General features: G+C 52.2%; 9 protein-coding genes and 1 pseudogene. 5 read left to right on the forward strand and 5 right to left on the reverse strand.

The window, feature by feature from the left end; genetic code table 11:
• Positions 1 to 56 precede the first annotated feature (56 nt).
• Genes EKM84_RS04600 through EKM84_RS04620 form a run of 5 tightly spaced genes read right to left on the reverse strand, consistent with a single transcriptional unit; the run spans position 57 to position 4,865 of the window.
• Complete coding sequence (locus tag EKM84_RS04600; protein WP_125764149.1) at positions 57 to 932, reverse strand: zinc ribbon domain-containing protein; 876 nt, start codon at positions 930 to 932, stop codon at positions 57 to 59.
• A 24-nt stretch (positions 933 to 956) separates the two neighbouring features.
• Positions 957 to 1,769: a zinc ribbon domain-containing protein gene (locus EKM84_RS04605; RefSeq protein ID WP_125764151.1), complete on the reverse strand. Its 813-nt coding sequence runs from the start codon at positions 1,767 to 1,769 to the stop codon at positions 957 to 959.
• 11 nt (positions 1,770 to 1,780) lie between these two features.
• The gene (locus EKM84_RS04610; protein ID WP_125764153.1) at positions 1,781 to 3,259 is read right to left on the reverse strand and encodes a zinc ribbon domain-containing protein; all 1,479 of its coding nucleotides are present in this window, start codon (positions 3,257 to 3,259) and stop codon (positions 1,781 to 1,783) included.
• A gap of 17 nt (positions 3,260 to 3,276) precedes the next feature.
• Positions 3,277 to 3,717, reverse strand: coding sequence for a zinc ribbon domain-containing protein (locus EKM84_RS04615; RefSeq protein ID WP_125764155.1), 441 nt, complete (start codon positions 3,715 to 3,717; stop codon positions 3,277 to 3,279).
• A 17-nt stretch (positions 3,718 to 3,734) separates the two neighbouring features.
• Positions 3,735 to 4,865: a TcaA second domain-containing protein gene (locus EKM84_RS04620; RefSeq protein ID WP_125764157.1), complete on the reverse strand. Its 1,131-nt coding sequence runs from the start codon at positions 4,863 to 4,865 to the stop codon at positions 3,735 to 3,737.
• Positions 4,866 to 5,581: 716 nt separating this feature from the next.
• Between EKM84_RS04620 and EKM84_RS04625 the strand changes: the two genes are divergently transcribed.
• From EKM84_RS04625 to EKM84_RS04645, 5 genes and pseudogenes are all read left to right on the forward strand, one after another.
• On the forward strand, positions 5,582 to 6,256 hold the full coding sequence (locus EKM84_RS04625; protein ID WP_125764159.1) for a TetR/AcrR family transcriptional regulator: 675 nt from the start codon (positions 5,582 to 5,584) through the stop codon (positions 6,254 to 6,256).
• Positions 6,234 to 8,030, forward strand: a complete 1,797-nt coding sequence (gene lepA, locus EKM84_RS04630; RefSeq protein ID WP_125764162.1) for a translation elongation factor 4 — start codon at positions 6,234 to 6,236, stop codon at positions 8,028 to 8,030. Before EKM84_RS04625 ends, lepA begins: the two co-directional genes overlap by 23 nt.
• 631 nt (positions 8,031 to 8,661) lie before the next feature.
• Positions 8,662 to 9,876, forward strand: a pseudogene (locus tag EKM84_RS04635) (cupin domain-containing protein).
• A 10-nt stretch (positions 9,877 to 9,886) separates the two neighbouring features.
• Entirely contained in the window at positions 9,887 to 11,221 is a 1,335-nt protein-coding gene (locus EKM84_RS04640; protein ID WP_164511311.1) for a dihydrolipoyl dehydrogenase family protein, read from the forward strand.
• A 497-nt stretch (positions 11,222 to 11,718) separates the two neighbouring features.
• Positions 11,719 to 11,898 (forward strand): hypothetical protein, encoded by a 180-nt coding sequence (locus tag EKM84_RS04645; protein WP_125764166.1) that lies wholly within the window; start codon positions 11,719 to 11,721, stop codon positions 11,896 to 11,898.
• The last annotated feature ends 252 nt before the right edge of the window (positions 11,899 to 12,150 follow it).

Genomic DNA, 12,150 nt, shown 5'->3' on the forward strand with positions numbered 1-12,150 from the left:
ATACCACTTTAAAAGTTGGAATTAAAAACGCCGGGAAAATTTCCTGGCGTTTTGGTTTAATAATAGAATTTTTCTAGTAAGTGACTGAGGTATTTGAAGAAATCAATTCCTGAGTGGTAAGCATACTTGCCAATAAAAACGAGGCCAATGACGGTGACGGTCGTCGCAATGATCAGCAGGTAAATCTTATCTAGTCGCGGAGCCACAATGTCGATTGTTGTCGTGAAATATTGCAGCGACAACATAAGTACCGTGATAACGACGAGGGCAACCATAAAAAGTATAATTCGCTCAAATTTCTTATCGGTAACCGTGTAGCTATCACTGGATTTTATGGTGGTGGTGAAGTTGACAAATACAGCAATAATCAGTAAAGCAATATTGGCAATCACGAGACTGCTTGCGCTGGTGGCGAAGTGGTTTGTAAACTCCAAGAAGTTTCGGGGAGCCTGGGTGTCGCCAAGTTGTCTAACGACGTAGGCCACAATCAGGAAGAGCGCGTAGATGAAGAGGGCAATTAAGAATAAGCCGAAAGCAAGTTTACGGTGAATCTCGCCGGCCGGTATCATGGCGCGGACCTTCGTCGAGTATTGGGCAATTGACATGAAGATAAAATGATTGGCGATTAAGTAGGCAATCATCGTGGTCAGTACCAGGTTGATCAGTAGGAATCCAATGCCGAAAAAATGATTGGCATTGATTGGGGCTAGCGTTGGTTGACGAAGGGCGTCTCGCCACCAAGAGAAAAAGTTTCCAGTAAAGTTCTCTTGGGGAGTGTCCTGAGTAGGAACCGGGTCGGGAGTTACTGGTTCTTGGGGCGCTTCGTTACGTGCAGAAGCAACGCTACCAAGTTGATAGCCGCACTTGGGACAGAATTGGGCAGAGCCGGAGAGCGGGTTGCCACAATTGGGACAAAACTTAGGGTTATCCATTAGGGGACCTCCTTTGACTAATTTTTATAGAACTGGCATGGCGTGTTGCTTGACGAGGAAGTAAATGATTCCGGCGCAAATAACAATTAATAAAACTTCAGAGGCTAGAATCACGTAAAGCTTCTCCCAACGGGGCTTCTCCGTCTCACGAATCGTGCTGTAAACGTAGCTGAGATTAAACATTAATGTCAAAGGCGTTAGCAGTTGTGGCACCCAATAGTTGGCTGAATGGGTAGCGTTAACTTTGATAAAAATGGTCGTCATGAAAGCTACGATACTGATAATTAAGGCAAAACTGGAAATGCCAGCAAAATGATTTGTGAATTCCCAAAAGTTTAATTCTGCGTGAGTGTCGTTTAAGCGCCGGATGCCGTAGCTTAATCCCAAGTGAATGAGGATGAAGAGAAAAATAATCATTCCCAGACCAAACGCTGCTAGAAAACTCTTACTGCCAATTTTATTGACGTAGTCGTCATAGAAATCAAAGTCGCTGGACACGAAGGCTCTGGACTCGCTGTCGATGAGATAGATTACTGTGATGTTTATTAGCAACTCAATTACTAATAGCCAGGGACCAAACCATGGATTAGCGCCGACAATGGGTTCGGCTGGATGTTTTAAAGATTCTATGAACCAAGTAAATGGATTAGCCGTTGGGTCGGTGGTTCTCTGTGGAGTTGCTTGGACGGGTTCAACTGGCGTTGGTGCTGGTTCCGGTTGGGGCTGACTAACCGAGTCACTGACGTTAGCCATTGCGAAGCCGCAGCGGGGGCAGAACTTAGCGTCCGCACTGAGTTGGTTCCCGCAGTGGGGACAGAATTTAGTACCGTTTTCCATTGGGAGCCTCCTTATTCGTCTTCGTGACGGTCAGACGTTTTCACAGCGTGACCGTACTTCACGATTTCGTAGCTTTGCGATGAATCGTCACTAGCAGGTTGAACCGTGGCGGTGTACTGGAAGTCCTGCACGTGGTCGTAGTCGTAATCGCTCAGGCCAAACGTGTATTCAACCGTGAAGACCACTTCACTAGTGCCATTGGGGCCAGGCTTAACGTCCGTCACGTCGGTATCCATATTAATGGCGTCGAGGTCGTCGTTGTCGTTGTACCCCTTGGCCATCTTTCTAAGATCAGCGTAGTAGTTATTGCTGGTCCCGTTGACAAAGAAGTCGGACATATCGTCACCATCGTCATCGGTACTATCGTCATGGTCCGAGAGATTTTGCGCGGCTTCGAATAGGCTTGAAATGAAGTCGTCGGCGTCACTCTGGTCTATCATATCCTTATAATCCAAGTCGACGTAACTGCCGTCATCATCCTTTTTCAACTTGGTGGTTGGCGTTGTGGCCTTACCAGCACTGGACGTGTAGGCGGCGTAAACGCTCATATCGGACGTCCACGGTTCGTTCTTGATTTGGTAAGTCCCTGTGCTATCGGCGGTCCCAATCTTCTTGCCGTTTAAGTACACGTTAGAACCCGCAACGGTGTCTAGTTCCACTGAAATAGTGGTCAGTTCCAAATCATATGTCTTGTTACTGGTGATGTGATAATCGCTACTGTTGGTCAGGTTGTGGCCACCAATTTTTCCTTTGGATTGCAGGTGATATTCACCGGGCACCATGGCGGACAGTTTCTTGGTGAAGCTGTCAGACGTGGCGGTCGCAATCTTGTGGTTATCCAGCGTGATCACGTTGCCGGTATGGTTGGTCGTGACGGTCGGGTAGACCGGGCTCACGCTAATCTGGTACTTCGGGAAGAACAATAGGTGATGGCCGTTTTGTTCGTAAACGAAATCGCCGTCCGCACTGCGACCGCTGTTATCGAGATCGGCCTTCAGCTTGCTCAAATCCCGGGAATGGTCGCTGTAGTAGCGGTTGATGGGCAATAGTTTAGACTTGCTCAACGTCAAATCAGAACTTGCGCTGGTGAAGTCGTCCGTCAGGTGCTTGCCACTCTTGATATCGTTGATGGTCCGGTCCAGCGTTGCCGCGCGGGAGTAGTGATTGCTGCCCCACACGAAGAAGCCGATGACGGCTACCGCGGCGACACCAATGCCCCACCAGAGGCGCTTCTTTTTCTTGGACCACGGTTGCCGTGGCTTGCGGGCTGGCCGAGTGGGGGCTGTCCGTTGTTGTGTTGGCGTGGTTGCTTGCGGTTGTTGAGGCGCTTGAAATTGGTTCGTGTCGCCGGTAGCGACCTGTAAGTTGGCGCCACAGTTGGGACAGAATGTGTCCGTGGCTGAGACCGGTTGGCCACAGTTGGGGCAGAAGTTAGCGGCCCCGCCGCCAGGTTGATCATTGGCGGGGGCTGCGTAATGGGTTAAATGCATAAGGATTCCTCCAGTTATTAGTGCTGAGTATCGACAATTAAAGCTTCACCATACAGGCAGAGCTGACTCGGTTGCATCGGTTCCGGTTGGATGGAGACCCGGGCCACGCCGTCATACCCCTTGGCGAGCAAAAGGGCGTAAACGTGTTTCATCAGGTCTTCCCAGGCGGCCTTAGCGCCCGCGCGTGGGGCCACGGCGCTTTCGGCAAACATTAAGCCGGCGGAACGGTAACCGGCGGGGATGTCGCGGTCCTCGGTGATTCGGAAATTCTTGGTCTGAGCGACCTCATCTGGCGTTAGTTCCAGGTCGAACAGCGGAAACGTTTGGTCGGCAGCGTGGGGAATCAGGGCGTATTCGTCCGCGGCTGACAGGGTCGTACCACATTTTAAACAGAAATTAGCGTCGGCGGCGTTCTGGTTGCCGCAGTTGGAACAGATACGGTAGTAGGTTTGTTTCATGGGGAACAGTCCTTTCGTTAGTCGTCGTCAGTGTCAACGGTCTCAAATTTACCGGTCGACGAATTGTATTCAGCTAAAATATCGTGGATATCATCATAACGGTACGTGCTGTCGTGATCACCGGAATCGGCATCGTACAGCTTGACCTCGGTGACGTGTGGTTGCGGCTTAGACTCCGTGTAGGTGTAATCGTCTTCGTCATCGATGTAGTCGGCAGCATACAATTCATCCACAGCCGTTGTCGCCTCGGTGGAAAGGTCATCGTAGCTGTCGTTAGAATCTGTGTCATCCGTGTCATCATTGTCGTCGCTGGTAGTGTCGTCCTCAACTTTTCCGCCAGTCGCATCAGAAACGGTGGTTTCATCTTCATTGTTGTTCGTCACGTCATGGCCTTTCTTGGCCGCCTGGGCAATCAGGTCAACGTGCTTGCTGACGGCGTTGCTGGCGACCAAATCGGCGGTTACACTGGCCTTGGATTGGCTTCCGGACAGCTTGAACGTGTAGCGACCGGGGAACAGGGGACCCGCCTTGTAGGTGTAATGGTTATTCTTCGAGGTGACCAGGGCCTGGTTGTTGGCCATCAAGGTGGCGTTGGCAACGTTGGTCGTCAGCACGGGATGCATGGTGGTGACCCGCAGCTTATAAATCGGGAAAACCAGGAAGCTGTGGCCAGTGGTTTCTAGCGTAAATGTGTGGTCGCGCGTCTCGCCGTTCTTTTGCAGGTCAGCCTTCATGTTGGCCACGTAGTTCGGGTGTTTCCGAGCGTAGGTGAACAGCGGCTGGACCGTGTCACCGTCGATTTTTAAATTGGGATTGTCGCTAACCAATTTTTTGGCGAAATCGTCACTCTGGTTGTCGGTGATGTAATCGGTGATGGTGGCAATCTGCTTTTCCTTGCCGGCCTGCTTATTGTAAAAGGAGCCAGCCAGGACGATTACGACGATGACCGCGACGGCGAGAACGGCCCACACACCGCGGCTGAGCCATTTGGACTTCTTCTTACCGGGCTTAGAGGCCTTGTTGCGCCGGCGTGACCGGTGGGCTTTGGTTGGGGTCGTTGCGGCTGCGGTCCGCAGATCAAAGCCACAGTGTTCACAGAAAATACTATCGGGCGCCACCTGTTGGTGACAGTTGGGACAAGTTTTCATAGGGTTCACTCCTCAGTTTTTTGGGATGTTAGGGACGAAAAAAGGCTGTCGCCCGCGTACAGTGAAAGCTTGCGCGTTGGCTCAGCCGTTGAGATCAATAGACGTTTGTTACCGCTTGGTGTGGGTAGTCAGCCTTGACGGGAATACAGATTGGTCGTGCTGTTCGTTCCCGGCGGCGAATTCAAGGTTCCCTGCTATGGGGGACGGCTCCAGCCTGGGAAGCGGGCTTCCGCCTCGACTTGAAGCCTGGAAATTCACCAGTCTCCAAGGTCGCCCCATGCTCTAAACTGAGAAAAGCACTCAGTTTAGACCATCGACACAGCCGGGAACCTTGATTCGCCTCTGGTCACTGCCAACTGGTCGGTATTCTCGCGAGTTCTAGCAACACACTAATGGAATCCGTACTGGCATTGGCGAAACTGACTAGCACATGTGTGGGTTCTATTTTGTCGTTTATTGACTAACGACACTGGTTTTTGCAGCAACGAACACTAAGCGGATGAGATTATGTATGACCTGAACAGGCAGTTGCTTAAATATTGACTACCCAACACCGGACTAATTTGTTAAGTTTTTGCTACGTTTATTATTATACGCCAATCCTTGTTTAGTGAAAGGATAGTTTTAACAAATTAGTTGACACAAAGGGATTCGACAGTATATGGTTAGAGGATTGTAAAAATGACTGATGGTCAATTTTGAAAGGAGGGCGCTAAATGAGCAACACCTTATCCCCAACTGCCAAGCAGGCCAAGGCTCAGCGGATTGCGCAGGTGGCCTGGCAACTGTTTGAGCGGGAGGCATTCACCGACATCTCGATGGCCCAGATTGCCCGTCAGGCCAGCGTGGCCAAGGGGACGCTGTTCAACTACTATCCGACTAAAGAAAGTCTTTTCATGACACTCCTGCTGACCGGGTACCAGCGCTACTTCACGACCCTTAACGCCGACCTGGCGAAGGGCCCTGCCTTGACGCCCCCGGAGTTAAAGGCTCGTTTGCTGGCGGAGACGCGGACGTTGATCACCGACCACGCGACCCTAGTCCGGCTGAATGCCTTGCGGGGGCCAGTCCTGGAAGGCCATGCCGACCGCGAACAGACGCGGCAAGGGCGCCAAGACCTGTACGCCGCCAACCTAGCGTTAGGCCAGACAGTGGCGGCCAAGGTGTCCGGCCTCAGTGTGGCGACCGCGAGTCATCTCTTTGTGAGTCAGAGCGCCATTATTAGTGGTTTAATGAACCTGGCCGGACTGGAACGCTTCAACCACACCAGTTTGGCGACCGATTTTCCCATTTTTCAGATTGATTTAGAAACCGAGGCTTGCCAAACGTTTGGCTATTACCTCGACGGCATCCTTGAGGAGGAACTGCATGCAAATTCAAAACGTTCGTAATTTTGCGATTATCGCCCATATCGACCACGGAAAATCCACGCTGGCCGACCGCATCATGGAACAGACCCAAACCGTTTCCGACCGCGAAAGCCAAGCCCAGCTATTGGATGATTTGGCCGTGGAACAAGCCCACGGTGTCACCGTAAAATCCCGGACGGTCCGTAATTATTACACGGCCGATGATGGCCAGGAATACGAATATAACTTTATCGATACTCCGGGTCACGTCGACTTCACCTATGAGGTGTCCAAGAGCCTTGCCGCTAGTGATGGCGCGCTTTTACTGGTCGATGCCACCCAGGGGGTGCAGGCTCAAACGGTTGCCAACTTGCGTTTGGCCCAGGACAACCACCTAACCGTGATTCCGGTTATCAATAAGATTGACGCTGCTGCGGCGGACGTTGAGCGGACCGCCGAGCAGATTCGGTCGTTGTCCCCAGATTTTGTCGACGTCACCATGCTTAAGATTTCTGCCAAGACCGGCCTGAATGTCCACGATGTATTGGAAGCCATTCACACCACGATTCCGGCGCCCACGGGATCGGTGAAACAACCACTCAAGGCGCTGGTTTTCGACTCCCAATACGATGCCTTCAAGGGCATCATCGCCTACGTCTGGTTGATGGATGGGCAGCTGAAGCCGAACGATAAGCTGAAATTAATGGCCACCGACCAACCGGTGACGGCCAACGAAATTGGCATTTTCACGCCACAACGGGTCGCTGCCAAGCAGTTGGTGGCCGGCGATGTGGGCTACGTAGTGACTGGGTTGAAGGACCCACAAGCCTTATGGGTCGGGGATACGCTGACCAGTGTGGCCAACCCCACGGCCACGGCGCTCCCGGGGTATCAACCCTCGCAGTCGATGGTCTTCGCCGGGTTCTATCCCCAGGGTGATCACTACCACGATTTACAATTGGCCGTGGAAAAGCTGGCACTCAATGATGCGTCGTTCCACTACCGGCCAGAAAGTTCCGACGCCCTAGGAGCCGGCTTCCGGTGTGGCTTCCTGGGTATCTTTCATTTACAAATCATCCGCGAACGCCTGCATGACGAGTACGGTCTGGACGTGCTGACTACGGCGCCCAACGTGACCTATCGTGTGCACGTGAAAAACGTGGACGAACCAGTGATTGTCGACAATCCCATCAAGTTCCCCGACTACAGTCAAATCGATTATGTCGAGGAACCCTTAGCCACGGCGACCATCACCACGACCAGCGAGAGCCTGAGTGACGTGATGAAGCTGGCGACTCAGCACAAGGGGGAGCTCCAAGATATGCGTAACCAAGGGGATTTAGTCGTCCTCGAATACCAATTACCATTCGCTGAAATTGCTTACGACTTTTTCAACGCGCTGAAGTCCGTTTCTCACGGGTACGCCACACTGACGACCGAACTGGCGGGCTACGATATCGCCGACGTGGTCAAGGTGGAGGTCCATGTGAACTACGCCCGGGTCGACGCGCTATCCTTTGTGGTTCACCGCGAGGACGCACCACAGATGGCCCAAGAGCTGGTTCACAAATTAAAGTTCGTGATTCCGCGTAAACTGAACCCGATGCCAGTTCAATCCGTGGTTGAGGGCAAGGCCCTGGCCCGCGTTGACGTGCCACCGTTGCGGAAGAACGCCGCGGTCAATGGCGAGAAGCGTAGCACGTCTAAGAAGCAGGCGTTGTTGCGGCGACAGAGCGTGAACAAGCGGCAGTCGGCACACAGCGATATCGAGCTACCCCAGGAAGTCTTCAACGCCGTCCTCGACTTAGAAAAGTAGGGTTCCGATTGCCGTTCCCGGCGGCGGATTCAAGGTGCCCTGCTGTGGGGCCGGTTCCAGCCTAAGGGGCGGGCTTCCACCTCAACTTTGAGCCGAAGAACGGTCTCAAAGGTTGTCCCATGCTCTAAGCAGAGAAAAATCGCTCTGCTAAGACCATCGACACAGCTGGTCATCTTGATCCGCCTCTGGTCACTGACACGGGCAACTTTTCTAAGTTGTAGGCAGTGGTGTCTAACCGGTTTGTTCAGCGGTACCTTGGATTTTAAGTTACACAGCGTGGCCCATTTTCACCGGTCCTGCGGCTGACACTGGTTTAACTTATTCTGTTTGCTACTTCTGTGGCCGGTGTGAAGTCTTTTCTGGCACTGAATTTGCTTAACTTTTCTATTATTCTGTAATCAAATAAGCGAATATTCATCCAAAACCAGTCATTTAGTCGATGGCTGGTTTTTGCTTAGTAAAAACGTTACATAAAACGTTATACGTGGCACAATAACGATTACTTTCTTTATTTACAACACGTTTACGGTTTCTTAATGTAATCTGTAATATATAAAGTTGCCTATATGATTGATTAACGGTAACAAGTGACTTATACTAAAATTATCTTATAGGTAAAGGGGATTTTCGAATGACTGACAAGCAAGAACCAATTCGTAATGAAGACCACACTGGCTGGATCGACCAGGGCCCCCGGAACTATCAACGCGATTTACAAAACCCGGACTTATTGGTGCCACCAACCACTGACCACGGGACGGTTGCGAACCTCCGTTTTAGTTTTTCCGACGTGCATATGCGGTTGGAATCTGGCGGCTGGACGCGTGAGGTCACCAACCGTGAACTGCCCGCTTCTCACGATTTAGCGGGTGTCGACATGTGCTTGAAGCCTGGTTCTTACCGGGAAATGCACTGGCACAAGGAGGCCGAATGGGCGATGATGCTACGCGGGAACGCTCGGGTCACGGCCTTGAACGAAAAGGGTGAAAGCTTCATTGACGACATCGAAGCTGGTGACCTGTGGGACTTCGAAGCGGGGATTCCCCACTCCATTCAAGCGCTGGACCAAGGCTGTGAGTTTCTGTTAGTCTTCAGTGAACCCGACTTTTCTGAAAACAACACCTTCCTCCTGACCGATTGGCTGGCGCACACGCCTAAAGACGTGATTGCGGCTAACTTTAAGGTCGACGAAGACACGTTGAAGCCACTCCCAAGTCATGAAAAATACATCTTTAATGGCAACGTTCCCGGCCCCATCGACACGGTGAAAAAACCCGGGACACCAATGTAGACGCCACTGACGCTGCACATGAAGGATGTTCCCGCCAAGGAATTTGAAGCCGGCAAGGTCTGGATTATTGATCAATCTGTGTTCCCAGCCGCCAAGACGATTTCTGCGGCCATTGTTGAAGTGCAACCCGGTGGGATGCGGGAAATGCACTGGCACCCAAAGTCTGAGGAATGGGATTACTACATTCAAGGTCAAGCCAAGGTGGGTGTCTTCAATTCCAACACGTTAGCCCGGACGTTTAACTTTAATGCCGGTGACGTGGGCGTTATTCCTAAGGAAGCCGGTCACTACATTCAAAACATTGGGACGGAACCGCTGATCTTTATCGAATTGTTCAAGAACCCGGTTTACTCCGACGTTTCCCTGAACAAGTGGTTAGCAACGTCCCCATCGCAAATGGTTTCCGATCACCTGAACCTGCCCGTTTCAACGGTTGAAGGTTTCCCAAGTGAAGAGGCTGCAGTCGTTTGGTACAAGGATGCCGCCGGTCGTGAAGTGCAACACCCAAAGAGCGCACCAGATACCAGTAGTGCTGCCGACGTTTTCAGCGAATAGAAGTGATTTCATGACGCAAACATTTGAGACCATCGTCATCGGTGGGGGTGTCGGCGGTGCCGGTGCCGGTGCAGCTATGCGGGCCGTTGCCCACGGTCAATCCGTTGCGGTTATTGAGCAGCGTGATTGGGGTGGCACCACCGTGACGCGGGGCAGTACCCCGAAGAAAGTCTTACTAGCGGGCGTTGAAGCCCACCGTGCGTTTGCCCAACAGAATGGCCCGGTGCCACCAGTGGACTGGTCACGACTAGCCGCTCATCGGGATACCGTCGTGGGGCAGACGCAGGAACGGTTTAAACAACGTTTCCAAACCAATGGCGTCACCACCTTTGAGGGCCATGCCGAATTTGTGAATGGCCAGCAGGTACGCGTCAATGGCGAACGGCTAACAGCGAAAAATTTTGTGATTGCGACCGGGGCTCGTCCCCGTGAAGTCGCGATTCCTGGCGGCCAGTTGATTCAACACTCCGGCAGTTTTTTCCGAAGTCATCAACTCCCACAACGGATCACTATCCTCGGTGCCGGCGTGATTGCCTTTGCGATTGCCGGTATCGCGAGTGAGGCGGGCGCCGCCGTGACGCTGGTTCAACACAACCACGTGGCGCTTCGCGGTTTTGATGGCCAACTCGTCCAAACACTGTTAGCTAGCCTGGCCAAACACAACGTGCACATGATTTTTGACGATGAAATTTCCCGGTTGGCCCAGACGTCGACGGGACTTGAGGTGACGACGCAGCAGGGTGCTCACTGGTCCACCGACGTGGTTTACGCGGCTTTAGGCCGACTGGCTAACGTCGAGGACTTGAATTTGAAAGCTGCTGGGGTGGCCGTAACCCCCCACGGCATTCGCGTCAATGAGTACCTGCAGACTAGCAATCCCCAGATTTATGCGGTCGGGGATTGTGCCGTCACCGGAACGCCTAATTTGGCAAACTATGCCATCTATCAAGGCAAATATGTGGGCGATGCGCTGAGTGCGCCCCAAGCTTTTCCGATTGTCTATCCGCTTCAGGCCAGCGCCGTCTTCAGTCTCCCCCGGTTAGCGCAGGTGGGCGCCAGTGTTGCGGCTGCGCGTCAAGATCCCGCGCACTATACCCTGAAGACCGTTGACCTGAGTCAGTGGTTAACGTATCAACGAAACTATGATACCGATGCAAAATTACTGTTGGTGATTAATCGTCAAAGTGGTGAAGTAATTGGTGCCGAAGCCATTAGCTACCAGGCCGACACGGTGATTAACCAGTTGGCCCTCTTGATCCAGCAACATGTGACACCAGAAGCGCTACATGACACGTTCTTCGCTTACCCGTCCTCTGCCGCCGATTTGTACGGCATCTGGACCTAACGCGGGTCTCCGGACTGGTGAAAACCGTGCCGGACGTGGGGCTGTCCGTTCCCGGCGGCGGGCTCAAAGCGCCCTGCTGTGGGGCCGGTTCCAGCCAAAGGGCGGGCTTCCACCTCAACTTTGAGCCAAAGACCGGTCTCAAAGGTTGTCCCATGGGCTAAGTAGCGAAAACCACGCTACTAAGGCCATCGACACAGCTGGTCACTTTGGCCCGCCTCTGGTCACTAACATCCACCAGCGTGTCCTGTTTCAGCAGTCCGGAGGCAGACGCTGGTCTTGTCCAGTGCCACAAGTAAATAGCGGTCGGTTTTAAGTGAATATGAGAATGATAGTCAAAATGCCCGAGACGGTGTTGTCTCGGGCATTTTGGTGTTGTTAGAGGTTATAATGGTCACCAAACAAATTGGGGTGAATCTACTTATCCTTGCCCAGCGTTGGCGTATTCTAAGCCCACTTAAATTGGCTTTAGAATTTGTGAAGCACGAGGGGATGGACACATGAAAACGCAATTTAACCGGCATTTTTATCGAACGTTAGTGTTTTGGTTAGGCCTCATTTGCCTGGGCGTTGAGCTCTATCTGTGGCCAATCGATGATTCATTTTCGCGCGCGGTTGGGCTAGGGACCGGTGGCTTCTTAGTGGTTCTAAGTTTCTGGCGTGAGGTTGAGGAGGACTAGGTTTAAATAGTTTGAGGCTATTGTGAAAAAGTGCCTGTTACGAGATTGATTGGTGCGGTGGTCGTCTTTAAGAGTCTTTAAGACAGTAAAATGGGCGATCCAATGTCAGTGACCAGAGGCGGATCAAAGCGACCAGCTGTGTCGATGGCCTTAGCTGAGGTTTCTCACTCAGCTTAGACCATGGGACGACCTTTGAGACCGAACTTTGGCTCAAAGTCGAGGTGGAAGCCCGTTTCACAGGCTGGAACCGAC

The organism is Levilactobacillus mulengensis (assembly GCF_003946045.1).
GTDB lineage: Bacteria > Bacillota > Bacilli > Lactobacillales > Lactobacillaceae > Levilactobacillus > Levilactobacillus mulengensis.

What these genes read in the sequence shown, in the direction of transcription:
- EKM84_RS04600 (WP_125764149.1), bottom strand. Translation starts at nt 932, where the DNA reads ATGGATAACCCTAAGTTTTGTCCCAATTGTGGCAACCCGCTCTCCGGC.
- EKM84_RS04605 (WP_125764151.1), bottom strand. Translation starts at nt 1,769, where the DNA reads ATGGAAAACGGTACTAAATTCTGTCCCCACTGCGGGAACCAACTCAGT.
- EKM84_RS04610 (WP_125764153.1), bottom strand. Translation starts at nt 3,259, where the DNA reads ATGCATTTAACCCATTACGCAGCCCCCGCCAATGATCAACCTGGCGGC.
- EKM84_RS04615 (WP_125764155.1), bottom strand. Translation starts at nt 3,717, where the DNA reads ATGAAACAAACCTACTACCGTATCTGTTCCAACTGCGGCAACCAGAAC.
- EKM84_RS04620 (WP_125764157.1), bottom strand. Translation starts at nt 4,865, where the DNA reads ATGAAAACTTGTCCCAACTGTCACCAACAGGTGGCGCCCGATAGTATT.
- EKM84_RS04625 (WP_125764159.1), top strand. Translation starts at nt 5,582, where the DNA reads ATGAGCAACACCTTATCCCCAACTGCCAAGCAGGCCAAGGCTCAGCGG.
- lepA (WP_125764162.1), top strand. Translation starts at nt 6,234, where the DNA reads ATGCAAATTCAAAACGTTCGTAATTTTGCGATTATCGCCCATATCGAC.
- EKM84_RS04640 (WP_164511311.1), top strand. Translation starts at nt 9,887, where the DNA reads ATGACGCAAACATTTGAGACCATCGTCATCGGTGGGGGTGTCGGCGGT.
- EKM84_RS04645 (WP_125764166.1), top strand. Translation starts at nt 11,719, where the DNA reads ATGAAAACGCAATTTAACCGGCATTTTTATCGAACGTTAGTGTTTTGG.